The organism is Nocardioidaceae bacterium SCSIO 66511 (genome assembly GCA_023100825.1).
Classification (GTDB): Bacteria; Actinomycetota; Actinomycetes; order Propionibacteriales; family Nocardioidaceae; genus Solicola.
Window position 1 is genome coordinate 4,197,227 of the sequence record CP095846.1, and the last position, 26,756, is coordinate 4,223,982.

Annotated in this window: 20 protein-coding genes; 1 reads left to right on the plus strand and 19 read right to left on the minus strand. The window is 67.2% G+C overall.

The annotated features are described in order from the left end of the window. Window positions 1-11 precede the first annotated feature (11 nt). The 14 genes from MU582_19975 to MU582_20040 all read right to left on the minus strand — a co-directional run bounded on the left by MU582_19975 (window position 12) and on the right by MU582_20040 (window position 16,159). Window positions 12-1,001 (minus strand): sulfotransferase, encoded by a 990-nt coding sequence (locus MU582_19975; GenBank protein UPK74687.1) that lies wholly within the window; start codon window positions 999-1,001, stop codon window positions 12-14. A 34-nt stretch (window positions 1,002-1,035) separates the two neighbouring features. Beyond that, complete coding sequence (locus MU582_19980) at window positions 1,036-2,103, minus strand: sulfotransferase (GenBank protein UPK74688.1); 1,068 nt, start codon at window positions 2,101-2,103, stop codon at window positions 1,036-1,038. A gap of 30 nt (window positions 2,104-2,133) precedes the next feature. Next, the gene (locus MU582_19985; GenBank protein ID UPK74689.1) at window positions 2,134-3,108 is read right to left on the minus strand and encodes a sulfotransferase family protein; all 975 of its coding nucleotides are present in this window, start codon (window positions 3,106-3,108) and stop codon (window positions 2,134-2,136) included. A 75-nt stretch (window positions 3,109-3,183) separates the two neighbouring features. Then, window positions 3,184-5,682 carry an ATP-dependent Clp protease ATP-binding subunit gene (locus MU582_19990; GenBank protein UPK74690.1) on the minus strand — a complete coding sequence of 833 codons (2,499 nt, stop codon included), beginning with the start codon at window positions 5,680-5,682 and terminating at the stop codon, window positions 3,184-3,186. Between the two features lie 210 nt (window positions 5,683-5,892). Next, on the minus strand, window positions 5,893-6,219 hold the full coding sequence (locus MU582_19995) for an Lsr2 family protein (protein ID UPK74691.1): 327 nt from the start codon (window positions 6,217-6,219) through the stop codon (window positions 5,893-5,895). A gap of 120 nt (window positions 6,220-6,339) precedes the next feature. Continuing rightward, window positions 6,340-7,851 carry a lysine--tRNA ligase gene (lysS, locus tag MU582_20000; GenBank protein UPK74692.1) on the minus strand — a complete coding sequence of 504 codons (1,512 nt, stop codon included), beginning with the start codon at window positions 7,849-7,851 and terminating at the stop codon, window positions 6,340-6,342. 51 nt (window positions 7,852-7,902) lie between these two features. After that, complete coding sequence (locus MU582_20005; GenBank protein UPK74693.1) at window positions 7,903-8,682, minus strand: type III pantothenate kinase; 780 nt, start codon at window positions 8,680-8,682, stop codon at window positions 7,903-7,905. Continuing rightward, entirely contained in the window at window positions 8,676-9,092 is a 417-nt protein-coding gene (locus tag MU582_20010) for an aspartate 1-decarboxylase (GenBank protein UPK74694.1), read from the minus strand. The genes MU582_20005 and MU582_20010 overlap by 7 nt, the downstream gene beginning before the upstream one ends. Then, entirely contained in the window at window positions 9,089-9,949 is an 861-nt protein-coding gene (panC, locus tag MU582_20015) for a pantoate--beta-alanine ligase (protein UPK74695.1), read from the minus strand. Before panC ends, MU582_20010 begins: the two co-directional genes overlap by 4 nt. Next, the gene (locus MU582_20020) at window positions 9,949-10,854 is read right to left on the minus strand and encodes a DUF2520 domain-containing protein (protein ID UPK74696.1); all 906 of its coding nucleotides are present in this window, start codon (window positions 10,852-10,854) and stop codon (window positions 9,949-9,951) included. Before MU582_20020 ends, panC begins: the two co-directional genes overlap by 1 nt. 149 nt (window positions 10,855-11,003) lie before the next feature. Continuing rightward, window positions 11,004-13,433, minus strand: a complete 2,430-nt coding sequence (locus MU582_20025) for an FtsX-like permease family protein (protein ID UPK74697.1) — start codon at window positions 13,431-13,433, stop codon at window positions 11,004-11,006. A gap of 5 nt (window positions 13,434-13,438) precedes the next feature. Next, window positions 13,439-14,206 carry an ABC transporter ATP-binding protein gene (locus MU582_20030; GenBank protein UPK74698.1) on the minus strand — a complete coding sequence of 256 codons (768 nt, stop codon included), beginning with the start codon at window positions 14,204-14,206 and terminating at the stop codon, window positions 13,439-13,441. 112 nt (window positions 14,207-14,318) lie between these two features. Next, window positions 14,319-15,002 carry a response regulator transcription factor gene (locus tag MU582_20035; GenBank protein UPK74699.1) on the minus strand — a complete coding sequence of 228 codons (684 nt, stop codon included), beginning with the start codon at window positions 15,000-15,002 and terminating at the stop codon, window positions 14,319-14,321. Further along, window positions 14,999-16,159, minus strand: a complete 1,161-nt coding sequence (locus MU582_20040) for a histidine kinase (protein UPK74700.1) — start codon at window positions 16,157-16,159, stop codon at window positions 14,999-15,001. The genes MU582_20035 and MU582_20040 overlap by 4 nt, the downstream gene beginning before the upstream one ends. Before the next feature lie 72 nt (window positions 16,160-16,231). Between MU582_20040 and ispD the strand changes: the two genes are divergently transcribed. After that, window positions 16,232-17,659: a 2-C-methyl-D-erythritol 4-phosphate cytidylyltransferase gene (gene ispD, locus MU582_20045; protein UPK74701.1), complete on the plus strand. Its 1,428-nt coding sequence runs from the start codon at window positions 16,232-16,234 to the stop codon at window positions 17,657-17,659. On the opposite strand, the gene MU582_20050 is transcribed toward ispD, so the two are convergent. The 5 genes from MU582_20050 to MU582_20070 all read right to left on the minus strand — a co-directional run bounded on the left by MU582_20050 (window position 17,649) and on the right by MU582_20070 (window position 26,683). Further along, window positions 17,649-20,822, minus strand: coding sequence for a bifunctional glycosyltransferase family 2 protein/CDP-glycerol:glycerophosphate glycerophosphotransferase (locus MU582_20050; GenBank protein UPK74702.1), 3,174 nt, complete (start codon window positions 20,820-20,822; stop codon window positions 17,649-17,651). The genes ispD and MU582_20050 overlap by 11 nt on opposite strands. A 76-nt stretch (window positions 20,823-20,898) precedes the next feature. Then, window positions 20,899-24,501: a bifunctional glycosyltransferase family 2 protein/CDP-glycerol:glycerophosphate glycerophosphotransferase gene (locus MU582_20055; protein ID UPK74703.1), complete on the minus strand. Its 3,603-nt coding sequence runs from the start codon at window positions 24,499-24,501 to the stop codon at window positions 20,899-20,901. 94 nt (window positions 24,502-24,595) lie between these two features. Further along, window positions 24,596-25,351, minus strand: a complete 756-nt coding sequence (locus MU582_20060) for a hypothetical protein (protein ID UPK74704.1) — start codon at window positions 25,349-25,351, stop codon at window positions 24,596-24,598. 9 nt (window positions 25,352-25,360) lie between these two features. After that, entirely contained in the window at window positions 25,361-25,645 is a 285-nt protein-coding gene (locus MU582_20065; protein UPK74705.1) for a hypothetical protein, read from the minus strand. Between the two features lie 87 nt (window positions 25,646-25,732). Beyond that, window positions 25,733-26,683, minus strand: a complete 951-nt coding sequence (locus MU582_20070) for an ABC transporter substrate-binding protein (GenBank protein UPK74706.1) — start codon at window positions 26,681-26,683, stop codon at window positions 25,733-25,735. Window positions 26,684-26,756: the final 73 nt, after the last annotated feature.

Consider the following 26,756-nt stretch of genomic DNA (forward strand, 5'->3'; position numbering starts at 1 on the left):
CACCCCTGCGGCTACGAAGCGTCGTCGCCCTTCGACGCCCGGGTGGCGCGGCGGCGAGCGTCGATGCGCGTACGCCAGGCGTCGTGACGCGACAGCGCGGTCGCGTCTGCGTACAGAGCCGTGTAGTCCGCCGACACGTCATCGACCTCGGCGAGAACCGTGGGATCGTCGGGATCCTCGGTCGCCAGTCGCGAAAGCACCGTCCACGCACGCTCGGCCACGTCGCGCAGCGAGTCGGGTACGTCGACGTCGTCCCAGTCGACGCGGATGCGGTGCAGGCTCGGGTCGATGAACTCGTCGACCGGATGCGGGTCGACGTCGAGCGCCGGATCGAAGGTGAGGTCGAGTGCGTCCCCGACCCGCTTCATCGTCGAACGCCAGTCGGCCACCAGGTCCGTGTAGCGCACGAACGAGCGGGCGCTGCCTCGACTGGTGCGCTCCGCGACGAGTGCGACGTTGATCCACCCGCCGATTCGCGCGATGTCGTCGGCACGGCGTTGCGCACCCGAGGTGTCCTTGCCGTAGTACGTCTGCCTACTGCTCGACACCTCCGCCGGGTGCCGCAGCATCGTCACGAAACCCGGGTCGATGTCGAACTCACGCGCTGTGTCGACCCAGAGCTTGGGGAACCAGGTCGTACGCGGATCCTTGACGATCAGCTGGTTGCCTTGATTGGTGAGCACATCCTCGAGCCAGCCGCGAAGCTTCGCGCGTACGCCCGGCTTCGCACCGGTGCGCTCGCTGCGCTCGAGTGCCTGCGGAGAAAGATCGAGTACGCGTACGGCGGCGCGCTCGAGCATCCGGTTGTGGAAATCCACCACCCACCGAGGCTCGTAGAAACCGGCCGGGTTGGTCGGGTTCGGTTTGATCGCCGGCTCGGGCACATGCAGGCCGAGCCGCTCGAGCGTACCCGCGAACGAGCTGGTGCCGCTTCGCCCAGGACCGACGACGATCACGATGCGACCGGAGCCGTGCTGGGACGTGCGAGACGCTACTGCCAATGTTCTTCCTCGCTACCAATCAGGAACGTGCGTACTAAGGCGTGGACCCGGCCTCGGCGAGGGGTGCCTCGACGGCGGCCTCGTCGACGCCGACGGTTGCGGCACTGCCGTCCAGGCGACGCTCGACCGACTCGATCGCCGCACGCGTCGCATCGAGCGTGATCGCCCGTGCGTCGGTGTACATCGCGTCGTACTCCAGGCGCTGGTCTTCGAGCTCTTTACGCGCCTTGGCGGCGTCGCTGCGCGGCTCGACGAGGTGCTGCAGCGACTGCCACACGCGTTCGGCGAGGTCACTGAGCTGGCGTGGTACGTCGAGCTCGTCCCAGCGCACCTCGACCCGCTTCAGGCCCGGGTCGATGAACTCGTCGACGGGGTGCGGACGCTGGTCGATGGGATCGCCGTCGAAGTCGAGCTTGAGCCGCGACGAGACGCCCTTCATCGCCGAACGCCAGTCGGCGAGCAGATCGTCGTACCGCACGAATACGCGACGGCTTCCACGGGTGCGACGCTCGTTGAGCAGACTGACGTTGATCCACCCGGCGAGGTTCGCGATCTGCCGGTTGCGTACGCGCTCGGGGTTCTCCGAAACGCTCCAGTGCACCGTACGACTGCCGACCGCCTCCGCGGGGTGACGCAGCATCGTCACGAACGACACCGGCATCTTCAGCGATGCAGCAGTACGCGTCCAGAGCGGGATGAACCAGACCGTACGCGGATCCTTGATCACCAGCCGATCGTGGTTCTCGATCGCTGCGGACAGGAAGTCGTTCAACTGCTCGCGAGTGTCCTGGTTGACGGACTTGCGAGTACGAAGGGCGGTGTGCGGGTCGCCGTCCATGGTGTGCGCGCGGGCACGGTCGAGCATCCGGTTGTGGTAGTCGATCACCCACTTGGACTCGAAGAACCCACGCGGGTTCGCGTTGTCCGGTGGTCGCACAGGGCCGGGCACATGCAGGCCGAACGTCTCCAGCGTGCCTGCCATCGTGCTCGTGCCGCTGCGCCCGGTGCCGGTGACCAGCACCATGCGCTTGTTCGTGTCGTCCGAACCCGTCTGCTCCAACGAGTCTTCGGTCTCATCCACCTCGGTGGTCACCTCCGCCATGCCTCGACACCCCGAAGCCCAACGAGACTATCAGCGAGCATCTGTGCTCTCCCCGGTGCCCGCAGCCGCCGCCTCGCCCTTGAGCCGTGCGTTCTGTTGCGCGAGAGCGGTGGCGGCATCGCTCAGGTCGCGGATGCGTCGATGGGCCTGCCGTCGGAACGCGATGTCGGCGAATGAGGCCGGCGACCACTCGGCGTCGGACAGATTCGGCCCTTCGGCCCACGCCTCGCCGAACCGGTCGAAGTCCTCGCGATAGATGTCCTCGATCGCATCGCCGACCCCGTCGGCCAAAACCTCTTTGGTGAGCTTCAGCGGTGTGTCGTTGTCGTTGCGCAGCTCGGGCAGCCAGTTGTGGCCGACCTCGACGAGATGCGCCGATAGATCGCGCTCGAAGGTCGGGATCTCGCTCAGGTCGTACACGTTCGTGTACTGGAGGCCCTTGCGGTAGATGAGGTCGCTCTGCGGGCGGAAGTGGCCGTCCTTGCCGACCCGCCGCATCTTGCGACGCTCGGTCGACAACACCTCGACAAAACGCCGGAAGTCCTCGATGACCTCGGAAGGCTCCCGCGGCACCCGCGGATACCACGGCTGCTCGACGACCTGACCGAGGAAGTTCGGATTGCCGACCAGCAGCTTGGACTGCCACGCCGACCACAGGCGCGCACGTGGATCACGAAGCAACGTGAACACGAGCCAGCCGTTGTCGGCCGAGAGCTCGGAACGGTCGGGGAAGTCTGCGAGTCTGCGCAGGCCCTTCCACCTGTCCGCGTCATGGATGGTCTGCGCTCGGGTCGGTCGACGCCCGAGCGAACCGAAGAAGTCATCGGGCTTGCGCTGGGTCAGATCGGCGATGACCCACTTCACCGTCGAGCAGGCGGCCTTGAGGTTCGTGACGTACGCGAGTTTCAGCTCGGGCACGACAAGAGATGCGGCCGCCATCTTCTGCCGCGGTCCACGAGGACCGGACGTCAGGGTGTTGGCGGCCGTAGTGAGCGATGCCGACATGGGCGGATTCTTGCATACGCGAAGGGGCGCATCCGAACCAGATCTGAAGGTTCGGATGCGCCCCTTTCGGACGTACTACTCGCTGGCTGCGGACTCGACCGGCGGCGCGTCCGGCAGCTCACCCTTCGAGGTGCCGGTGAAGGTGAAGGTGGCTTCGACGCCCTCACCCTCCACGTCGACGAGCACGATCTGACCGGCGCGTACCTCACCGAAGAGCAGCTTCTCGGCGAGGATGTCCTCGATCTCGCGCTGGACCGTGCGGCGCAGCGGGCGGGCACCGAGCACCGGATCGAACCCGCGCTTGGCCAGCAGCTCCTTGGCCGGCTGCGTGAGCTCGAGGCTCATGTCCTTGTCCTTGAGCCGCTCCTCGACGCTGGAGAGCATCATGTCGACCATCTGGATGATCTCGTCCTGGGTCAGCGGCGGGAAGACGACGACCTCGTCGACACGGTTCAAGAACTCGGGCCGGAAGTGCTGTTTGAGCTCTTCGGTGACCTTGCCCTTCATCTGCTGGTACGACGCCTCGGTGTCGTTCGCCTGGCTGAAGCCGAGGTTGACGCCCTTCGCGATGTCACGCGTACCGAGGTTGGTCGTCATGATGATGACGGTGTTCTTGAAGTCGACCACCCGGCCCTGCGAGTCGGTCAGTCGACCTTCCTCGAGGATCTGCAACAGCGAGTTGAAGATATCCGGGTGTGCCTTCTCGACCTCGTCGAACAGCACCACCGAGAACGGCTTGCGGCGTACCTTCTCGGTCAGCTGGCCGCCCTCTTCGTACCCGACGTAGCCGGGAGGCGAGCCGAACAACCGAGACACCGTGTGCTTCTCGGAGAACTCGCTCATATCGAGCTGGAGCAAGGCGTCGTCCTCGCCGAACAGGAAGTTCGCGAGCGCCTTCGACAACCAGGTCTTACCGACACCGGACGGACCGGCGAAGATGAACGAGCCACCCGGACGCCGTGGATCCTTCAGACCCGCGCGAGTACGCCGGATCGCCCGAGACAGCGCCTTGATCGCTTCGTCCTGGCCGATGACGCGCTTGTGCAGCTCGTCTTCCATGTTGAGCAGGCGGGTCGACTCCTCCTCGCTGAGCTTCACGATCGGGATACCGGTCGCGATCGCGAGCACCTCGGCGATGAGCTCCTCGTCGACCTCGGCGACAACATCCATATCGCCGGCCTTCCACTGCTTCTCCCGGTCGTTCTTGGCCGAGATCAGCTGCTTCTCCTCGTCGCGCATCGCCGCGGCGGCCTCGAAGTCCTGCGCATCGATGGCGCCCTCCTTGCGGCGGCGCACCTCGGCGATCTTCTCGTCGAACTCACGGAGGTCCGGCGGAGCCGTCATCCGGCGGATCCGTAGGCGAGATCCGGCCTCGTCGACGAGGTCGATCGCCTTGTCCGGCAGGAAACGATCGGAGATGTAGCGGTCGGCGAGCGTCGCCGCCGATACGAGAGCCTCGTCGGTGATGGTGACCCGGTGGTGTGCTTCGTACCGGTCGCGCAGACCCTTGAGCATCTCGATCGTGTGCGCGATCGTCGGCTCGGACACCTGAATCGGCTGGAAGCGGCGCTCCAGCGCGGCATCCTTCTCGAAGTGCTTGCGGTACTCGTCGAGCGTCGTCGCGCCGATCGTCTGCAGCTCACCGCGAGCGAGCATCGGCTTGAGGATGCTCGCCGCGTCGATCGCGCCCTCCGCCGCGCCGGCGCCGACGAGTGTGTGGATCTCGTCGATGAACAGCACGATGTCGCCGCGGGTCTTGATCTCCTTGAGCACCTTCTTCAGGCGCTCCTCGAAGTCACCGCGGTAGCGGGATCCGGCCACCAGCGCGCCGAGGTCGAGGGTGTAGATCTGCTTGTCGCGCAGCGTCTCGGGAACATCGCCGCGGACGATGTCCTGGGCTAGGCCTTCGACGACCGTCGTCTTGCCGACGCCTGGCTCGCCGATCAGAACCGGGTTGTTCTTGGTGCGCCGCGACAGCACCTGCATGACCCGCTCGATCTCCTTCTCGCGGCTGATCACCGGGTCGAGCTTGCCTTCGCGGGCGGCCTGGGTGAGGTTGCGACCGAACTGGTCGAGGACCAGCGAGCTGCTGGGAGCCCCCTCGCTCGGTGCGCCGGACGTCGCCTGCTCCTTGCCCTGGTAACCGCTGAGCAGCTGGATCACCTGCTGGCGTACGCGATTGAGGTCCGCGCCGAGCTTGACGAGCACCTGGGCGGCTACTCCCTCGCCCTCACGGATCAGACCGAGCAGGATGTGCTCGGTGCCGATGTAGCTGTGACCGAGCTGCAGCGCCTCGCGCAGACTCAGCTCGAGCACCTTCTTCGCGCGCGGCGTGAACGGAATGTGACCGCTCGGAGCCTGCTGGCCCTGGCCGATGATCTCCTCGACCTGCGCGCGCACGGCCTCGAGCGAAATGCCGAGGCTCTCCAGGGACTTTGCGGCGACACCCTCGCCCTCGTGGATGAGCCCAAGGAGGATGTGCTCAGTCCCGATGTAGTTGTGGCTGAGCATCCGCGCTTCTTCTTGTGCAAGCACAACGACGCGGCGTGCCCTGTCGGTGAACCTCTCGAACATCACATCTCCTCATGCTCGACCCTTCCGGGTCAGCTTCTGCCCATACTGATCGGGCTCGTCTCCATGCTAGACGTGAACCGCAACGTCCACGCAGGGAGTCCACGCCCACGTGGATATCAACGCACGGTAGGCGTAGGGGTGTTCCGTTGCCCCGTTCGCCGGCAGCGAACGGGCCGCTCCAAGGGGAGCGGCCCGGCTGCTGTCTTACGCTCAGTGAGCGGCGGCGTAGGCCTCGCGGATCTCTGCGGACACGCGGCCGCGGTCCGAGACCTCCCAGCCGTTGTCCTTGGCCCATTCACGGATCGTCGCGGCGTCGCTCGCCGCTCCAGCGGACGCGCCTTTGCGTCCGGTGCGACGACGGCCGCCGACTCGCCGGGACTCGCCGACGTACTTCGCAAGGGTGTCGCGCAACTTTCCGGCATTCTTCGAAGACAGGTCGATCTCGTAGTCGACGCCGTCCAGCCCGAAGCGGACCGTTTCGTCCGCCTCACCACCGTCGATGTCGTCGACGAGGAGAATCTGCACCTTCTGCGCCATGACGGACCCCTTCATTGAATACGAAAGAAAATGGAGGAGGCACTCCTATTTGTGCCGACAAATCAGGAGACTACCAGCCCGTGCGGAAATCCGACATCGGGAAAATGTGAAACCAACTACTTAGAGTGGTCGCATCAACGGGAACAGGATTGCCTCCCGAATACTGGTACCCATCAACAGCATCGTGAGCCGGTCAACCCCCATGCCCATACCACCCATCGGCGGCATTCCGAACTCCATCGCACGGAGGAACTCCTCGTCGAGATCCATTGCTTCTGGATCACCGGCGGCCGCCAACAAGGATTGTTCGGTCAAACGCGCACGCTGAATGACCGGATCGTTCAACTCGCTGTACGCAGCCACGAGTTCGACCCCGTTGATCACCAGATCGAATGCTTCGACAAGACCCGGAACGCTGCGGTGCGGCTTCGCCAGCGGACGAACACTCTCCGGGTAGTCGCAGACGAACGTCGGCCGGATCAGCGTGTGTTCTACGAGCTTCTCGTACAACTCCAGCACGATCTCGCCTGCGCCCCAGCCGTCCTGCAACTCGACCCCGTGGGTGTCGGCAATCGCCCGCACGGTCTGTGCATCGGACAGCGGCGTGACCTCCTGCCCGACGGCCTCCTGCACGAGCTCGAAGATGGTCGCGCGCCGCCACTCGCCCTCGAGGTCGATCTCGCTGCCGTCCCGACCGGGCACGACGGTGCGTCCCAGGGCAGAGCCACAGTTGACGACAAGCGCCTTCGTCAGCTCCATCATCGCGTTGTAGTCGCCGTACGCCTGATATGCCTCGAGCATCGAGAACTCCGGCGCGTGTGTCGAGTCGGACCCCTCGTTACGGAAGGTCTTGCCGATCTCATAAACCCGCTCGACTCCGCCGGCGACCGCGCGCTTGAGGTCGAGCTCCAGCGCGATCCTCAACAGCATGTCTTGGTCGAACGCATTCATATGGGTGGCGAAAGGCCGCGCTGCTGCACCGCCGTTCGTGCTCTGCAGAACGGGCGTCTCGACCTCGATGAAGTCACGGTCGTCGAGCGTACGGCGCAGGGTACGAAGGACCGTCGCCTTCGCGCGGACCATTTCGCGCGGCTCGGCGCGTACGATCATGTCGACATATCGTTGGCGAGCGCGCATCTCGTCACTCAACGGCTTGTGTTCGACCGGAAGCGGACGCAACGTCTTCGCGGCAAGCTGCCATGACCGCGCGCGTACGGAGAGTTCTCCACGGCGACTCGTGACCACTTCTCCTTGCACGGCGAGATGGTCGCCGATATCAACGAATGCCTTGAAGTCGTCGAGCGACTCTGCACCGACCTCGTCGAGGGAAAGCATGGCCTGCAGCTCTGCACCATCGCCGGCCCGAAGGCGCACAAAGCACAACTTCCCGGTATTCCGAAGAAAGATGACCCGCCCCGCGATCGAGACGTCATCATCGGTATGTGCGTCGGGTCCGAGAGCCTCCGGATCGTACTTGGCGACGATATCGCCGATCGAATCATCCTGCTTGACGACGATCGGGTACGGCGAAATACCACGGTCGATCAGCGCCTGGCGCTTCTCCCGCCGCACCCGTAGCTGCTCGGGCAGATCATCCGCCGTGTGCTCGGGGCTATCGGTGGGTTCAGTCATGGTCAGCAAGGGTACTGAGGCACTGCCGACGCCTGTCTCGCCGGGGCCGTCTCAACTGTTCTTCTCATACACCAGGCGCAGGCCGGTGAGGGTGAGCCAGGGATCGTGGTCGGTGACCGTCTCGCACTCGTCGAGGACGGTCTCGGCGAGGCCGCCGGTCGCGACGACCGAAACAGCGTCCGGGTCGCCGCCCAACGCGTCGATCATCTTGTCGACGATCCGGTCCACCTGGCCGGCGAAGCCGAAGATCACGCCCGACTGCAGTGCCTCGACGGTGTTGCGGGCGATCACCGACCGCGGCGGCAACAGCTCGACCTCGCGCAACTGGGCGCCCCGGCGGCCGAGGGCATCGAGTGAGATCTCGATGCCCGGCGCGATCGCGCCACCGACGTACTGGTCGGCGGCGTTCACCACGTCGAACGTCGTCGCCGTCCCGAAGTCGACGACGATGCATGGTCCGCCGTACAGACGAGACGCGGCGAGTGCGTTGGCGATCCGATCAGCGCCGACTTCGCGCGGGTTGTCGACCTGGAGGGCCAGGCCGGTACGTGTGCCGGGCTCGATCATCGAGGTCGTCGCATCGGCGAAGTGCCGGTTCAGCAGGTCACGGATCTCGTGGATGACTGCAGGTACGGTGCAGCACACGCTGACGCCGTCGATGTCGGTACGAGGGTCGAGCCCGCGAGCGCGGATGAGGTTGCCGAGCAGTACGTCCCATTCGTCGGCAGTCCGGTGCTCATCGGTCGAAACGCGCCAATGCGCCACGAGCCGCTCACCGTCGAGTACCCCTACGACCGTGTGGCTGTTTCCGACGTCGATACACATCAGCATCGGACGACGTCTCCACGCAGTAGATCGGAGCCGGCGGGAACCTCGGCGGGATCGCCGCCGAAGCCGGTGATCGCGTTCTCGGAGTCGACGAACACGACCCTTGGTACGTACTCACGGGCCTCGGCGTCATCGAGCTGCGCGTACGCGATCAGGATCACCAGGTCGCCGGGGTGGACGAGCCTCGCTGCAGCGCCGTTGATGCCGATCACTCCGCTGCCGCGCTCGCCCTCGATCGTGTACGTCTCCAGGCGCGCACCGTTGTCGATGTCAACGATGTGCACGAGCTCGCCCGGCAGGATGTCGGCGGCGTCGAGCAGGTCGGCATCGACCGTGACCGAGCCGACGTAGTGCAAATCTGCCTGCGTGACGGTCGCTCGGTGGATCTTGCTCTTGAGCATGGTCCTGATCATGGTTGCCTTTCATCGGCAGGGAGTTCGACGGCGAGGTTGTCGATCAGACGAGTCGAGCCCACGCGAGCCGCGACGAGCAGCCGCGCGGTGCCGCCCGCGACCGGCTTGCCCAGGTCGGCATCGGTGAGGGCGAGATAGTCGAGCTCGAGACCGTTCGCTCGGTCCAGCACGTCGGATGCGGCGATGGTCACGGCATCGGCGCCGCCCGGACTCGCCGCCGCCCCCGCATGCAGAGCCTCGGACAGCGTGAGCGCCGTATCCCGTTCTGCCGTGCTCAGATAGGCGTTGCGTGACGACTTGGCGAGTCCGTCGGCATCTCGCACGATCGGCCGGCCGATCACGTCGACGCCGGTGTGCAGCGCCCGTGCCAGCTGCCGGACGAGCACCAGCTGCTGATAGTCCTTCTCACCGAAAACGGCCGCGTGCGGGCGTACGAACGCGAGCAGCTTGGCGACAACGGTGAGTACTCCGCGGAAGTGGGTCGGCCGCGACGCTCCCTCGAGGACGCGTCCGAGCTCACCGGGATCGACCATGACGCCTTCCGTACCCGGCGGGTAGACGGTCTCGACCTCCGGCGCGAAGACGACCTCGACGCCCGCACCTGCGAGCAGCTCGACATCGCGGTCGAGATCACGCGGATAGCGTTCGTAGTCCTCGCCCGGGCCGAACTGGGTCGGGTTGACAAACACCGACGCAGCGACGAGATCGCCGTGCTGCTTGGCCGTTTCGACCAGACCGAGATGCCCGTCGTGGATCGCTCCCATGGTGGGCACCAACGCAATGCGGCCGCCTTCGGCGCGCATCGGTGCAAGGGCGGCGTCGAGCTCGTCGGAGGTACGCGCGACGCGGACCGCCATCAGCGGATACCGGCCGCGATCTGCGCCAGGGAGTCCCAGTCCGCTTCGTCGAGGACGCGTTTCAAGTCACGGCCGCGCCCCGTGTCGAGGCTGCCCGACGCGACCGCCTGCTCGGTCGTCGCACGAGCCATCGACACGTACGCGTCACGGACCGGGCTCGGCGCATCGGTGAGTGCGTCGACATGGGCCTCGACCGTCGCGACATCGCCGCGTACGACCGGACCGGTGAGGGCCGCCTCGCCGTACGCGAGTGCATTGTCGAGGGCTGCGGTGAGTAGCGGCCGGAGTACGCCGGACGGATCCGGCATGCCGGTCGATCGGAGCATCTCCTGTGCCTGGGTGACGAGGGTGACGAGGTGGTTGGCGCCGTGTGCGAGCGCCGCGTGGTAGAGCACGCGCTGGTCCTCGCTGAGCCAGACCGGGCGACCACCGAGGGCGTCGACGAGCGACTCGCCGACCTCGCGTACGGACGGCTCGCCCGTGAGCGCGAAGACCGTGCTGGCGAGTCGCTGCAGGTCGACGTCGGTGCCGGTGAAAGTCATCGCCGGATGCATCGCGAGCACCTGCGCACCAGCGCGTGCCGCCGCCGAGAGCACGTCTGTGCCGTGCCGGCCGCTGGTGTGCACGACCAACTGGCCCGGTCGGATCGCGCCGGTGTTCGTCAGCTCGGCCGCGACCTGCTCCAGTACGTCGTCGGGAACCGACAACAGCAAGACGTCGGCGCTCGCCGCAACCTCACTCGGCTCGCGTACCGGAACGCCTGGAAGCAGGGTCTCGATACGGGTCTGTGAGGCGGCCGACCGGCCGCTGACGGCAGTGACCTGGTGGCCCGTTGCCGCGAACGCGACCGCGAGAACGGCCCCGACTCGTCCGGCTCCGACCACACCGATCGAGAAGCGTCTCATCGCCTTGCCTTTCGTTCCAGTCCCGGCGAGCGGGTACCAGACGTTGTTCGGCGTGCTGAATTGCTTCCCAGGTTAATCCGATGCGCGCACGGCGTAACCCCCGATCGGCGTGGGTTCCCTCACACCACGCCGATCGGGGGCCGCCCTGTCTAGTCCGCGACCAGCCCGGCTGCCGGCGGGATCGCGGCAGCGCGCCGCGCCGGAAGTACGCAGGCCAGCAGCCCCGCGATCGCTGCGACCACGAAGACCGCAACCAGCTGAGCGACCGGCACCGCGACCCCCGGAGTCGTCACGAACTCCTCGACGGCCAAGGTACGAATACCGAACCAGGCGTACCCCGTCCCCAAGACGATGCCGAGGACGGTCGCGACACTCGCGATCAGCAGCGCCTCGACGGCGAGCATCGACCGCTGTTGGCCCCGACGAAGACCGAGCGCTCGGAGCAACGCGTTCTCGCGTACGCGCTCGAGCACCGAGAGGCTGAGCGTGTTCCCGACTCCGACGATCGCGATGACGACGGCCACCCCGAGCAGGCCGACGGTGACCGCAAGGACGACGTCCATCGCCTTGGTCACCTGCTCGCGCTGCGGTAGGGATCCGGCGATCGAGCCGTCGATCTCGCCGGCCAGCGAGTTCAGCTCGCCGACGACGACGCCGACATCCGCGCCGTCGGTCGCCCGCAACCAGACCGAGTACGGTTCGGCACGCTTGTCGAGATCGGCCAACGTCGACGCCGAAACGACAGCGGTCGATCCCCAGTCGGAGCCGATCACGACCTCGAGCCGGCGAGAGCCGCCGGCGCTCGCGACGCGCACCCGTTCGCCGTCCTCGACGCCCGCATCGCCCGCAACGTCGAACGGTAGGTACACCTGGCCGTCGGTGATGTCCCGCAGCTCACCTCCGTCGCGTACGACCGAATCGGCCGACTCGTCGATTCCGACGGCCACGACGTCGCGGCGGTCTCGTCCGACCTTCACCCGCGCACCGTCCAAGGCCACCGCCTCGTCGACACCGTCGATCGCCGACACGCGCTGGGTCATGCCGTCGTCGATCGGGCCGTCGCCGTCGAGCACCATGTCGATCGGCGCCCGGAGGTCCATCTCGGTCGACAGCGACTGCTTCATCGACGCGGTGCCCACGATCACGGTCGAGATCAACGTGACACCGACCAGCAGCGCCGCCGCCGTCGCCGCAGTACGCCGCTTGTTGCGTACCGCGTTGGCTGCCGCGATGCGACCGGGTACGCCACAAACGCGACCGACGACAGGACGTACGGCGTCGATCAGCGCAGGGACGAGCACCGGTCCGAACAGCAGCACGCCGACGAACGAGACTCCGCCGCCGGCCAGCCCGACGACGAGCTCCCCCGAGACGGTCGCAGCCAGCATCGCGACCACACCGACGATCACAACGACTGTTGCCGCGGCGAGTCGCAGCAGGCCGGGCTTGGACCGCACCGCAGGCTCAGCCTCGGGCCGTAGCGCCGCAAGCGGCGACAGGCGGTTCGTACGCCTGGCGGGGGCGACCGCCGCGATGACCGCGACACCAACCGAGACGGCAACGGGCAGCAGGACGCCCGCGACCGAAAGGCTCGGCGTTCCGATGGGGATGGTCGGCCACGCAGACGTGATCAACGCGGTGCTGGCGTGCGCAAGACCCAATGCGGTGAGGACCCCGAGTGCGGCCGCCACGACAGCGACGACGAGGGTCTCGGCCAGCACTGAGCGACTGATCTGCCGTCGTTTCGCACCGATGCAGCGGAGTAGCGCGAAGTCGCGAGTACGCTGCGCGAGCACGATCGCGAGAGTGTTGGCGATGACGAGGCCAGCAACGATCACCGCGATCGAGGCGAACACCAGGAGCAGTTGCTGCATCACGTCGACGTCACCCGTCGCCTGCAACTGCAGTTTACGGACGTACTCATCGACCGGCTGTACCGTCGCCTGCGGTACGGCGTCGCGTAACCGCTGGAGCTGGGCGGCGTCTGCGTCGCCGTCGAGCGTGACGAGCACTCGAGTCGGCGCAGCTCCGAGCAGCCGGCCCATCGCCTGCTCGGGTACGTACACCGACGAGCCGAGGTCGCCCGCCGACGGCTCGACGGTTCCCGAGATCGTGAAGTCGATGCTGCGTGCACCCGAGTCGACCGTCAGTCGGTCACCGACCGACACTCCGGCCTGGTCTGCGCGATCGGTACTGATCAGCACGTCTTTCGGCCGGGTCGGGAACTCCCCCGAGACGAGCCGCTGCCAACGGAAGGCTTCGTCGGTGGCAGCCGTACCGACGCTGGCGGTGGAGTCGAGGCTGCCGGTGGAGATCGGAAAGAAGGCGGTGTCGCTCGTCGCGACCGCGCGTACGCCGCCGGTCGCGCCGACTTGCGAAAACGCGTCGCGCGGCACGTCGGTGAGTACGGCGTCTGCCCCCTCGAACTCGCCGGCGATGGCAGTGCGCCACCCGTCCTTGGCGGCGGCTCCGAGTGCATTCGTCGTGACCATGAAAGCGGTCGCGATCAGCACGGCGAGCCCGACCGCGACGTAGCGGCGACCATGCGTGCGCAGCGAGGCTCTGATGAACGTACGCACCGCGACTACTCCCCGAGGTCTCGGAGTGCGGACAGGATCGCGTCCTGCTCGGGCGAGTCGATGCTCCCGGCGACGCGGCCATCGGCAATGAGCACGACCCGATCGGCGTGGGTCGCCGCTACCGGATCATGCGTCACCATCACGACGGTCTGTGCGAGCTCACGTACCGCGCGCCGCAGAAATCCGAGTACCTCGGCGCTGGAGCGCCGATCGAGGTTGCCCGTCGGCTCGTCGGCGAAGATCACCTCCGGGCGGCCGAGGAGTGCGCGAGCGACGGCGACTCGCTGCTGTTGACCGCCTGAGAGCTGCGCCGGACGGTGGTCGAGTCGCTCGCCAAGGCCGAGCACACCGACGGTCTCGTCGAACCATGCCCAGTCGGGGTCGCGGCCGGCGAGGTCGAGCGGTAGCAACATGTTCTGCTTCGCGGTGAGCATCGGGAGCAGGTTGAACGCCTGGAAGACGAATCCGACCTGCTCGCGCCGAAAGTCGGTCAGCGCGTTGTCCGACAGTCGCGACAGCTCGAACTCACCGATGCGTACCTGTCCTTCGGTGGCCTGGTCGAGCCCCGCAAGACAGTGCATCAGTGTCGACTTGCCCGAGCCCGAAGGGCCCATGATCGCGGTGAACCGCCCGCTCTCGATCTTCAGGTCGACTCCGTCGAGGGCGCGTACAGCGGCATCGCCGGTGCCGTACTGCTTCACCAGCCCGGTGGCAGTGACTGCGGTACCGGCGCGTGGTTCGGTGTACGCGGGGGCGTGCGAGAGCGTGGACATCGATCACCTTTCCTGTTTGGTCAGGTGAATCACGCTATGCAGATCTCGGGTGCGTGGAATCGGACCGCAGACCGGGCTCGCACCCGCCGCGTCATACCCCAGTCGTACGTACTCAGCCGGAGCGCGGCGCAACGAGGCCGGTGTCGTACGCGAGGACGACGAGCTGTACGCGATCTCGGCTGGCCGTCTTGGCGAGCAACCGGCCGATGTGGGTCTTCACGGTCGCCTCCGCGAGCACCAGCCGCGCGGCGATCTCCTGGTTGCTCAGACCCTGCCCGATCAGCTCGAGCACCTCGCGCTCCCGGTCGGTCAGACCCGTGAGCCGTGGATCGACGGCATCCTCGTCGCCGGTCGGCATCGCATCGGCGAACCGGTCGAGCATCCGCCGCGTCGCACTCGGCGCGACGACGGCGTCACCACGATGCACATCGCGGATCGCGCCGAGGAGCACCTCAGGCGGTGTGTCCTTCAGCAGGAACCCGGATGCCCCCGCTCGCAGCGCTGCGTACACGTACTCGTCGAGGTCGAAGGTGGTGAGCACGAGGATCCGCGGGCGCCCGTCGCGAGCGGTGATGCGCCGGGTCGCCTCGACACCGTCCATCCGCGGCATTCGTACGTCCATCAGCACGACGTCCGCACTCGTCACAGTCAGCGCCTCGACCGCTTCGGCACCGTTGCCGGCCTCACCGGCAACCTGCAGGTCGTCCTGAGACTCGATCAGCATCCGGAATCCCGCACGTACCAGCTGCTGGTCGTCGGCCATGAACACCCGGATCGTCTCGTCCTGCTCACTCATTCGTCCCCTAGAGGTATGCGTGCGTCGACTCTGAACCCGCCACCGGCGCGCGGTCCGGCGTCGATCGTGCCATCGTGCACGGCGATCCGCTCGCGCATCCCTGCGATGCCGTGGCCGTGGCCGTCGTCGGACGTTGCGGCTCCGCGCCCGTCGTCCTCGATGAGGACGCGTACGTCGTCACCGTCGAACGAGACCTCGACCGTCGCGCGTACCTCGGGACCAGCGTGTTTCAGCGTATTGGTCAGTGCCTCCTGGACGACCCGGTAGACGGTCAGGCCGGCGCCGCTTCCCAGGCGGGTGAGGTCGCCGTCGACCTGCAGCGACACGTCGAGCCCGCTACCCGAAACCTGGGCGACGAGGCTCGGCAAGTCGGCACCGCTGGGCATCGGGGCGAGCTCGCGCCCGCCCTGCTCGTCGCCGCGGAGCAGCCCGATCAGCCTGCGCATCTCGGTGAGTGACTCACGTCCGGTCGCCGAGATCGTCGACAGCGTCTCCGCGGCCACTTCGGGTCGTTTGCGCGCCGCGAACAACGCGCCGTCCGCCTGAACCACGATCACCGACAGGCTGTGCGCGACGACATCGTGCATCTCCCGTGCGATCCGCGCCCGCTCGGCTGCCGCCGCGATCTGGGCACGCTGCTCGGCCTCGCGCTCGAGCTGGACGGCGCGGTCCTCGAGCCCGGCGACGTACGCCCGGCGCGTACGCATGCGGTCGCCGAAGGTCCACGAGAACAGCACGATCGCCGATAGCGCCACGAACGCGAGAACGCCGCTCCCGCCGCCGCCACCCTGGTCGATCCCCCAGCTGTCAACGGCCAGTGCCGCACCGAGGAAGCCGACTCCGAGACCCGTCCAGCGCGCCCACGTCGGCCCGTACGCCGCGATCGAGTAGAGCCCGATCGGGAAGGCGAAGTCGCCCCACTGTGCGGTGTCGAGTCCGATCGCCTGGATGAGAAGAGCGAGGGAGAGCACCGCGAAGCTCGCCGTCGGCGCCGTACGCCGAAACATGATCGCCGAGAACATCACGATGTCGAGCGCGTACACGAGGTTGCCGGTCACCATGCCCACGGCCGCCGACGGCATCATCAGCACACCGCCGAGAACGACGTCGACGACCAACGGGTGCGCGCGCAACCATCGTTCGCCGGGGAATCGCATGTCGACGAGGGTATGTCCGCGCTGCCGCCCGCACATCAGACCCCGGTCGCACCTGTGGGAAGGTTTATAGCCATGACATCGAACGTTGCGGTGCTGCTCGCGGGCGGTACGGGGACCCGGGTGGGCCTCGACATCCCGAAGCAGCTGATCAAGATCGCCGGTCGCACGATCCTCGAGCACACGCTCTCGGTGCTCGACGCACACGAAGACGTCGACGAGATCGTCGTGATGATGGCGACCGGCCATCTCGACGCCGTGCACGCGATCATCAAATCGGGCGGGTACACCAAGGTGCGCCATGTGCTCGAGGGGGGCGACACCCGCAACGACACGACCCTGAAGGCGCTTGCGACGGTCGAGAGCGATGACGCCAAGGTGTTGTTCCACGATGCGGTGCGCCCGCTGGTCAGCGCACGCAGCATCAGCGCTGCCTTCGCCGCGCTCGACGAGTACGACGCGGTCGACACGGCGATCCCGTCGGCAGACACCATCGTCGAGGTCGACGACGCCAACACGATCCGGGAGATCCCCCCGCGTTCGCATCTGCGCCGCGGCCAGACTCCGCAGGCCTTCCGTTCGGGCACGCTGAAACAGGCGTACGCGTTGGCTGTGACCGACGACGCGTTCGTTGCGACCGATGACTGCACGGTTGTGCTGCGCTACCTGCCGGACGTACAGATCGGTGTCGTCGAAGGCGACGAGCGGAACATGAAGGTCACCGAGCCGATCGACGTGTACATCGCCGACAAGCTCTTCCAGCTGACCAGCCACGAGGCGCCGGAGTCGCTCACCGAAGACGACTACCGGGCGGCGTTCGAGGGCAAGACAATGGTGGTCTTCGGCGGAAGCTACGGGATCGGCGCCGACATCGCCGAGCTCGCGCGGGAGTACGGCGCCGAGGTCCATACGTTCAGCCGCTCGAGTACGCAGACCCACGTCGAACGACGCTCCGATATAGCGGCGGCGGCCCGCAGCGTGCTCGACAAGTCCGATCGGATCGACTTCGTCGTCAACACTGCCGGCGTCCTCCCGCGCGGTCCTCTTGCCGACGCGTCGGAAGAGACGATCTACCAGGCGACCGAGACCAACTACGTGGCGCCGATCTTCATCGCACAGGAGTTCTTCGCTCCGCTGAAGGAGTCGCAGGGCTGCCTGCTGCTGTTCACGTCCAGCTCGTACACGCGCGGCCGCAGCGGCTACAGCCTCTACTCATCGGCCAAGGCGGCGATCGTGAACCTCACCCAGGCGCTCGCCGACGAGTGGAGCGGCTCGGGCGTACGCGTGCAGTGCGTGAACCCCGAGCGTACGGCGACGCCGATGCGGACGAAGGCCTTCGGCCAGGAGCCCGCCGACTCGTTGCTCGACTCGATGTCGGTCGCGCGTGCGTCGCTCGACGCGCTGATCGACGGCGGCACCGGGCATGTGATCGACCTGCGCCGCTCGGACCCGTTCGCCTCACACCGCGACGCCGTCGAAGCCGCCGAGGACCTCAGTCCCTGAAGAACGCGTCGACGACTCGGTCGGCGGAGTGGCCGTCCTGCCAGCGGTTGTACGTCGCGTTGAAGGTGTCGTACGCATCGGCGTGCTCCGCGACCAGCTCATCCAGCCGGCGAAGCTGGTCAGCGACCGCCTCGGTGTCGGCGACGAGCGGCCCAGGTGCGGTCTCGCGGAAGTCGTAGAGAAACCCGCGTACGCCTCCGGAGTACTCCTCGAGGTCGGGTACCAGGAAGACCATCGGCTTACGCGTGACCGCGTAGTCGAACCGCAGCGACGAGTAGTCGAGCACCGCGACGTCGGAGGCCAGGATCAGGTCGTTGATCTCGGGGTACGACGTCACGTCGATCACGTTGCCACCGTCTCCGGCCGTCGGCGCATTGAACCGATGGCCGCGTACGAGCACGACGTACTCGTCACCGAGCTGGCGAGTGACGGCGCCGACATCGAGGTGGCGTACGAACGGCGCTGACCGGTATCCGGTCGCCACGTCGTCTCGCCAAGTCGGCGCGTACAGCACGACGGTCTGCCCGTCGGCGATGCCGAGGCGCGCACGCACCGTGTCTCGGATCGGGCCCGCCTGCGATGACACGAGCACGTCGTCGCGTGGATAGCCGTGGTCGAGGATCGTGCCCTGGTAGCGGAACGCCTCACGGTAGTAGCGATTGACCTCCGGAGTCGGCGTGAGCAGTGCGTCCCACAGGTCGGAGGTTCGTGCCAGCTGCTGCTCGATGCGCAACGGAGTGAAGCGCTTCTCCCGCCAAAGGCCGATGCCCATGGTCTTGGACGGCACACCGTGGTACGTCTGGAGCACCTGCTGACCGGAGTGCCGGACGAACCACCGCTCGAAGTCGATGTTGGAGACGACGTACTTCGCTGTCGCGAGCGCGTCGTACCACTCGCTGCTCCGCATCAACAGCGGTGTGCCGCCGTCGGGCACCCACTGGCTGTGATCGGCGATACCCCAGTACAGCTTGAGATCCGGCCGTTTCTGACGAAGCGCCTCGTGGATCGCGAGCGGACTGTCGGTCGCGCTCTGACCTGCGTACGCCTGCAGGTAGACCGAGCGCTCGTCGATCGGGTGCTCTCTGGCGTACGCGCGCTGCAGTCGGCGTTGTGCGTACGGGCCCTGCTCGTCAGGTGTCAGCGGCACTCCGAGCTCGATGACGGGCGTACCGTGCGGCGAACGCCGGACCCGCATCCGGTACGTCGTGCCGACCTCGTCTCGCGGCAGGGCGTCGAGCAGCGCGTCGGCGAACCGCGACCGCATCGCCGCGTCTCCACGGCGGCAACGCACGTGGTACGCGCCGACCTTCGCGGCCCGGGCCCCGAGCGACCACTCGTCGACGGTCAGTTCGAACCGAGCCGACACACGCCGGTCACCGTCATCGGTCAGCGTGGCCTCGAAACGCCCGCCTCCGCCTTCGAGAGCGATCGTCGACGGCCGGTCCGCCGGGTACGTGCCGTGCAGCTCGATCGTGGTGCCGTCGAGCAGCACCTCGTCGATCTCGAAACCCGCCGCCGGAGCGGACACGGGCGCCTCCGGATCCGAGGTCTCGACGACCAACCCGGCCGCGGCGTCCCACCGCGGCGCAGCGGCGACCGCGGGGCCGGAGTACGACCGCATGGCCGATGCAGAACCCTGCCACGACAGCTCGGTCGCCCGACTCGTACGTGCCACTCCATCTGCGGAGACGCTCACCTCGAGCGACCAGGCCCCTCGCGGGGCATTCATCAATGCGTCGAGCCCAAGGGTTGCGGTCACCGAGCCGTGATCGTAGTTCTGGTACGGCTGCGCCGCATGTCTGGTGACGACCGGATCGGCATACACCTGCACGTCGAGCGGCAGCCGATCATCGCCGCGGACGAGCGCGACTTCGACGTCGAGTGTCGCCTCCGCCAGCTCCACGAACCGGATGTACGCGTACAGGTCGAGTCGCAGAACATCGGGGGTCCAGTTGAGCCGTTGCACGCTCACCACTGGGCGTACCTCGCGCTCGGTCACCGCAAAGCAGTCGAGCGGCACGTCGAGTTCGTCGTCGTCGAGGTACGGGAGCTTGGCGTACACCACGCCGTCGCGCACGCACGACGGATGCTGACCGTTCTCGAACCAACGCTGTGCGGTGAACTTCTCGAGGTGCGTACGCAAACCGCCGGCGGCGAGCCACGCCGCGACCCGCGCCTCCGGGCGTACTCGCTGCCACACGTCGGCGGATGCCCCCGCCACCACCTCGGCAGCGGTGTCACGCAGCACGGCCCATTCCTGTTTGTCCAGGCGCTCGACGTCGGCCAGATACGGGCGGATCCCGATGTCGAGCACGGCGTAGAGCCAGGCGTCGAGGGAGCGCTGCATATCGGGCCGGTCCAGCTCCTCTCGAGTCCTACGCTCCGCGGTGCGCCACTCGCGCAGCCCCGGCGCGGCCGGAACCAGGTAGCCGAACGGCACGCCGTCGCCACGTCTGGTCCGGTGGTACGTGACGTGCGCGAGTAGGTCGAAGCGCTCGGCCAGTACGTACGCCCGTGCAACGGGCAACGACACGGGAGCCGATGGCGACTCGGAGAACTTCAGATCGGCACCGCGCCAGAAGCGGCGCCGGAATACCCGGTTGCCCAGGTACGTGTCGGCGAGCGCATCGGGTGCATCTGCGAACACAACGCCGGACTGATCCCGCTGGTGTGCACGAGCATGCTCGGATCGGATCAGGTGCTTCTCGGGTGCGGCGTCGTGCAGGTTGCCTACCGCGAGGTCGGAGCCGGTGCGCTCGAGGCTGCCGACGAGGCGTTCGAACGCGTCCGGCGGGATTGTGTCTGCAGCGCCGACGAACGTGATGAACTCGCCCTTCGCGCGGGCAACGCCGGCGTTCAGTGCTGCGCCATGCCCCGACACCGGGCGAGCGACTCCGAACCGCCAGTCGTCCGCACCGTACGAGGCAGCGATCTCGGCGCATTCGTCGCCGCCGTCATAGGGGACGACGATGACCTCGAGCTCCGTCCGCGTCTGGTCTCGGATGCTGTCGAGGCATTCGCCGAGGTACGGAGCGTGGGTCGCGGTAGCGGCGACGACGACGCTGACGAACGGTGCGTCGCGGCCGACGCGGTTACCGAACGACGACTGGTGCAACGCAACGGTGAGCCGTCTGCGCAGCGGATGCGGCATCCACTGGGCCATCGACCGTACGGTCCGAGAACTCACCTGCGCGCCACTCCCGTCTGTTGCGAACGTCGCGCCATCGTACCGAGCGGAGCTAGGCGGGAGGCGCGTCGCCGCGGGGCACGAACACCGCGTCGACCAGGCGCGCGGCGGCATGACCGTCCTCGAGGTCGAGGTACGCGTGCCGGAACGTGTTGTACGCGTTGCGGTACTGCTTGGTCACCACGTCGAGGTCGAGGAGCGCCTCGACCACCTCGTCGGTCGTGGCGACGAGCGGACCGGGCGCGGTCGGCTCGAAGTCGAACAACCAGCCGCGGGTCGCCTTGTAACGATCGAGATCGGGTACCTGGAAGATCATTGGTTTGCCCGTCACGCCGAAGTCGAACCGCAGTGACGAGTAGTCGACGATCGCTGCGTCGGCCGCGAGGTAGAGGTCGGCGACCCGCGGATAGTCGGTGACGTCGACGACGCCGGCCAGCGCGCCGATCCGGCTGGCCGTACGCGCGTTGAACGCATGCCCTCGGCCCAGGATCACGTAATCGTCACCCAGAGCCGCAGATGCGCGCTGCAGGTCGAGGAAGTCGACCATCTCGGCGCGCATGTCGTCGGGTGAGAGGTAGTCGCGGAACGTCGGCGCGTACAGGACGGCGGTCTGGTGATCGGCGACGCCGAGGAGCTTCCGTACCTCGGAGCGGATCTGTGCGCCCTCGGGTGCGAACAGGATGTCGTTGCGGGGGTACCCGATTTCGAGCACTTCACCGTCGTACGCGAAGTCCCGCTTGAGCAGTGGTGTCGCGTACGACGCGGGTGACACGAGGTAGTCCCAGTCTCGGGCCCGCGCGTCGTACGACTCGATCTGCGCCTGGGAGAACTGCGACTGCTCCCAATGCTGGTGGCCCATCGTCTTGAAGGGATAGCCGTGGAACGTCTGGATGATGACCTGGCCGTCGGGCTTTCGGTGGTACGCCGGCTGGTACATGTTGTCGAGGTAGTACTTCGCGGTGTTGAGCAGGCCGTACCACTCGTAGCTGTTCTGGATCACGGCAGTGGCGCCGTCGGGTACGGGTATGGAGTGGTCCTGCACCGACCAGTAGATGTCGATGTCAGCGCCGCGTCGCTGCAACTCGCGCTGCAGACCGACTCCGCTGTCGGTCGCCTGCTCGCCGAAGTACGAACGGATCAGCAGCCCGCGCCGGCGTCCGTTGATGATGAACTGCTCACCGCTCGCGGCGCGTAGGCGGTTCTGTCGGCATTTTCCGGCGGCGCTGCCGAGCGGGCGGCGGAGCGAGAACCGAACCATGTTCGCGACACCGCGCTCGACGACGCCTTCGAGCTGTTTGGACTCGACCCGCAGCGGCAGTGCGTCGTTGAGCTCACGGGACACCAGCAACGGCACCGCGATCGGATCCTCGCCCGACGCGACCCGGACCTCAGCGGTCAAGTCGTGGTTGCCACGGGGCAGCGGCAGCTCGCCGAATCGGTACGCGTCGTACTTCAGTGCCAGTTCGATGACGAAGTGCGTGTCATCGACCGGGCTCTGCTCGCTGCGGATCTCGGTCTTCTTGCTCTTCAGCGCGAGGGCGACCGACTCGACGTTCGGACCGAGGACCCGGCCGCTCACCCGGGCGACACCTCCGTCGAGAACCTCGACGGAGTCGGCGTACGCGGCCATCAGCCATTCGACGAGACCGAGTTCGCCGAGGCGGTTGCCCTCGACGGCCAGCGCGCTCGTCGGCAACACCTGGGTGGTGCCGGTCTGCGCCGCTTCTTCGCTCCGCCAGGCGACCGGCACGACCTGGCCGTCGGCGAGCTCCGCGACGACCCGCGAGCGGTGCGGCGCCGCCGGAGTGTCGTGGTTCAGCGCGACCGTCGGTATCCGAAGGGCGAAGTTTCCGTCCTGCGGTGTGGTGCTCTCGACAACCCGGCCGGCCGGCCCGAGCAGCCGCACTTCGCGGACGCTCGACGCGTCCGGCCCGCCCAGGGTGCCGCGCAGAACCCGCTTGGTGAGCGCGAGCTCGTCGGCCTCGACGCGCAGCGTACGAAGGGCGAGCTGGAACGGTGCGTGCAGATGCCATTTGACGGCGATCAGATCGCCGTTCGCGAGCCGTCCGGGCGACGGAGCACCGGGCGAGCTGCTCCGCCGCACCCGGCTGACGGTGTCTTCGACAGTGAACCCGAGCGTGCTGACCCGAAGGCGTACGTCCCATACGTCACCATCGCTGCGGTCGGCGCCGACGACGTCCTCCATCGGCACCACGAACTCGAACTGCCCGCCGTCGTACTCAACCCAGTCGTCCTCGTCGGGCGGCGGGAAGCCCGGGTCGTCGCAACCGGGCGAGCAGAAGGTGTGCTCCGCGCCGGTGCGCGTGTTACGCAGAACCAGCTCCGTCTCGACCTCGCGGCCGACCAGGTCGACGTGGCGGATGTACGCCCAGCCGGCCAGATGCATCGTCGAACCGTCGGTCCAATGCAGCCGTTGCACCGAATGCGACATGGTCAGCTGCTCGGGTCGGCGCACGAACAGCGACCGGTCGAGTCCGGGAGCATCATGCAGCGGCAGCTCGTGGAACACGCCGCCGTCGACGACGGTCGCGGGGAACTTGCTCGGGCGGTAGCCGTCGCTTCGCACGTACTCCTGCACATCCGCACGGCGATTACTGCGCGCGAGCACGATCGGTACCCGCCGCTCGGGCGCCGTGGCGTCCCAGATCGACTGCGGCGCGTCCTCGGTGAGGCTGACGATCGCGTCGCGCAGCGTCGCCCAGTACGAGAGGTCGACCGTGCCGGGGCTACGGAGGTACCAATGGAAGTGGTCGTCGAACAACGTCTGCAGCCACGCGTCGTACACCCGCTCGGATGCCGTATCGGCGAACTCGCGTCGGCTCTCCTGCCACGCGGTCACCCGGTCGCGCAGGTCTGCGAGCGTTGCGGTCTGCTGGCTGATCGAGCTGGCATCCTCACGGGCGCGGTAGTCGTACGTCACCTGCGGGCAGATGTCGATGCGGTCGGCCGCGATGTAGAGCCGGGTGATCAGCGGTTGGTCCTCGTACGCGACACCCTCGCGAAACGTCGCCTCCTGCCCGACCCAGAAATCGCGCCGGAACAGCTTGCCGCAGCTGTAGTTGTTGCGTACCAGCGGCGGAAAGTCGTCGATCGCGATGCCTCGTCGCTGCTCCCCGTGCAGCCGGTCGACCCACGTCGGCAGCCAGTTGCTCGAGGAGTTGAACCGACGCAGTGCGCCGACGACGATGTCGGATCCGGACGTACGCGCGCTGGCGAGCATTGTCCGCAGTGCGCCGTCGGGCAGTCTGTCGTCGGAGTCGAGGAAGGTCAGGAAGTCACCGGTGGCGTGTTCGACGCCGGTGTTACGCGCCGCACCGAGACCGCCGTTAGGACGGGCGACGAGCTTCACCCGGGCGTCCCGCTCGGCGTACTCAGCGGCGATATCGGCCGAGCCGTCGGGCGAACCGTCGTCGACGACGACCACCTCGAAATCGGCGACGCTCTGCGCGAGGATGCTGTCGAGGCACTCCCGCAGGTAGCTCTCGACGTTGTAGATCGGCACGATGACGCTGATCGCCGGCGGACCATTGGGCCGCCGCTGCCCGCTCCCGTCCGCCGGGCTCCCGGTGGCCCACCGTTTGGCACGTCGTCCGATCCCCGTCGCGACCCGTCTGGGTGTCCATCGCGTCGTCATCCGTGCTGGGTGTCCTCAAGGTTCGGCTACGTCGAAACTGGCCAGATCCGACGCACGATCCTAACTCTGCGGGGTTCGCAGGCTGAACGGTCGGTCAGCTGGCCAGCTCGGCGCCGCCGGATAATGCCGCGATCTCCGGGGCGCCCTGCCAGACGGCGAGCAGATCGGTCCACGGGGTGGAGAGGCCGGCTTGTGCCGCTGTCACGAGCGCGCGCAGCGCTTCGAGATCTGCCCGGTTGGAGATCGACCAGCGTACGTCGGGGGCCGACACCGGCGTGCCGACCAGCCGTACGTTGAAGCGACCCGGCTCGTCGTAGAGGTACGACGCCGGATCGGAATCGCCCGTACGCTCGCGTCGCGATGCCCAGGCGCCGGTCAGCGCCGCCATGCTCACGACCTCGACTTCGAGGCCCGGCGGGTACGCATGGGGCTGCGGCTCGGGCAGCCGGTTCGCCGTGTAGTCACGACGCTCGTCGACATGCGTACGAACGACGAGGTCCATGACCTCGGGGTCGACGAAGGGACGATGGCCGCTCAGCCGGACGACGACGTCGGCGCGCTCGGAGGCCGCTGCGGTGACGACGCGGTCGAGTACGTCGCCGGCAGAGCCCCGAACACACGGATAGCCGGCCTCGACGCAATGACCGGCGAGCGCGTCATCGGATGCATCGGTCGTGGTGGCGACCACCACCTCATCGACGGTCTCAGCTCGGCGTGCGCGTCCGACCACCCAGTCGATCACCGCTCGTTCGGCGAGTCCGAGCAGGACCTTACGAGGGAGGCGCACAGATGCGCTGCGCGCCTGGACGACCGCGACGATCCGGGGACGCATCGACGGTGACGCGCGCATGGGCCGGCGTCAGGGGCGCCGCGAATCGCCGGCGCCCGAATCGTGGGTGTGTCCGCAGTTGCAGTCGGCGGCGACTTGCAGCTCGACCAAGCGGCGCTCGAGCGCCGCGAGCCGTCCCGCCAGCTGGCCGAGGTCGGTCGTCGTGTCGTCGACGACGCCCTCGACGTACTCGATGCGGTTACGGTGTTCGTCCAGTCGACGCAGATGTTTGGTTAGACGGCGTTCCGTCTCGACGGTGTGGTCGGGCGAGCGCCGCCGCGTACCACGGGCTATGTCACCGATACCGAGGGCCATGGGATCACCCTGACCGCCGATCACCAACTCCGGGTTAACGGCGGCCTACGGCATCGGGAAACTTCCCGATGGAGACGCAGCAACCCGTCAGAGCAGACCCTCGTCGGTGAGGTACTGCTCGACCACATCGGGAACCGCAGCGCGCTCGTTGCCGACCTGGTCGTTGAGGTCCATCAACGCATCGGTGGTGAGACCTGCGGAGAGCTCGTTGAGCGTATCGGCGATATCGGAGTGGTCTTCGAGGAACTCGGTGTTGACGGCCGGCGTGAGGTTCTGTGCCGGCTGCAGACCCTTGTCGTCCTCGAGGAAGACCAGGCCGGCGCCCTCGACGGTGGGATCGGTCGTGCCGAACTGACCGAGCTGCGACTCGCCGTCCTTGACCGAGTTGCGCGTCGGAGCGCCGCCGAAACCGAGCGGCAGGACCTGCTCGATGTCGATCTTGTAGACCTGCTCGAGCCCCTTCGCGCAGTCCATCCGATCCTCGCAGTCGGGATTGGCCGCGAGCGTGATCGACTGGTCGAGCTTGCCGAGGTCGCTCAGTGTCTTCAGGTCGTTGTCCTTCGCGAACTCCTCGGTCACGGCGTAGGCGTTCTGGTTCGTCGCCTCGGCCGGCTCGAGCAGGCTGATGCCGGCTTTGTCGGCCAACGGCGAGATCGCATCGAGTGACTCATCGGGGCTGTTTGTGGTGATCGGCTTCGCGTCCGGGCCGTTCGCGTCGATGTTGAGGTAGTCGCCGATTCCAGAGAGGTAGTCGGGCACGACGTCGACACTGCCCTTGGTCAGCTGGGAGAAGTAGATGTCGCGGGTCTCGACCAGCTTCTGCTCGACGTCGTAGCCCGACGCGCTGAGCACCTGGTCGTACATCTCGGCCATGATCTGGCCCTCGGTGAAGTCCTGCCCGGAGACGACTAGCGAACCCTTGTCGCCACCTCCGCCGTTGTCATCGGCGAGTGGGTCGTCGTCACCGCCGCCGCACGCGGCGACCCCGAGCAGCGCGACGGAGCCGATAGTTGCGGCAAGTACGCGGCGTACGTTCATCGGTCGGTCAACCTCTCATCGGTCGGTACGCCGGTCGGCGTCTCGGCCCAGCATCACACATCTGCGGCAGGGT

Coding starts and splice junctions, on each gene's coding strand:
- MU582_19980 (UPK74688.1), bottom strand. CDS start 2,103: ATGGCGGAGGTGACCACCGAGGTGGATGAGACCGAAGACTCGTTGGAG.
- MU582_19985 (UPK74689.1), bottom strand. CDS start 3,108: ATGTCGGCATCGCTCACTACGGCCGCCAACACCCTGACGTCCGGTCCT.
- MU582_19990 (UPK74690.1), bottom strand. CDS start 5,682: ATGTTCGAGAGGTTCACCGACAGGGCACGCCGCGTCGTTGTGCTTGCA.
- MU582_19995 (UPK74691.1), bottom strand. CDS start 6,219: ATGGCGCAGAAGGTGCAGATTCTCCTCGTCGACGACATCGACGGTGGT.
- lysS (UPK74692.1), bottom strand. CDS start 7,851: ATGACTGAACCCACCGATAGCCCCGAGCACACGGCGGATGATCTGCCC.
- MU582_20005 (UPK74693.1), bottom strand. CDS start 8,682: ATGCTGATGTGTATCGACGTCGGAAACAGCCACACGGTCGTAGGGGTA.
- MU582_20010 (UPK74694.1), bottom strand. CDS start 9,092: ATGATCAGGACCATGCTCAAGAGCAAGATCCACCGAGCGACCGTCACG.
- panC (UPK74695.1), bottom strand. CDS start 9,949: ATGGCGGTCCGCGTCGCGCGTACCTCCGACGAGCTCGACGCCGCCCTT.
- MU582_20020 (UPK74696.1), bottom strand. CDS start 10,854: ATGAGACGCTTCTCGATCGGTGTGGTCGGAGCCGGACGAGTCGGGGCC.
- MU582_20030 (UPK74698.1), bottom strand. CDS start 14,206: ATGTCCACGCTCTCGCACGCCCCCGCGTACACCGAACCACGCGCCGGT.
- MU582_20035 (UPK74699.1), bottom strand. CDS start 15,002: ATGAGTGAGCAGGACGAGACGATCCGGGTGTTCATGGCCGACGACCAG.
- MU582_20040 (UPK74700.1), bottom strand. CDS start 16,159: ATGCGATTCCCCGGCGAACGATGGTTGCGCGCGCACCCGTTGGTCGTC.
- ispD (UPK74701.1), top strand. CDS start 16,232: ATGACATCGAACGTTGCGGTGCTGCTCGCGGGCGGTACGGGGACCCGG.
- MU582_20050 (UPK74702.1), bottom strand. CDS start 20,822: ATGGCCCAGTGGATGCCGCATCCGCTGCGCAGACGGCTCACCGTTGCG.
- MU582_20055 (UPK74703.1), bottom strand. CDS start 24,501: ATGACGACGCGATGGACACCCAGACGGGTCGCGACGGGGATCGGACGA.
- MU582_20060 (UPK74704.1), bottom strand. CDS start 25,351: ATGCGCGCGTCACCGTCGATGCGTCCCCGGATCGTCGCGGTCGTCCAG.
- MU582_20065 (UPK74705.1), bottom strand. CDS start 25,645: ATGGCCCTCGGTATCGGTGACATAGCCCGTGGTACGCGGCGGCGCTCG.
- MU582_20070 (UPK74706.1), bottom strand. CDS start 26,683: ATGAACGTACGCCGCGTACTTGCCGCAACTATCGGCTCCGTCGCGCTG.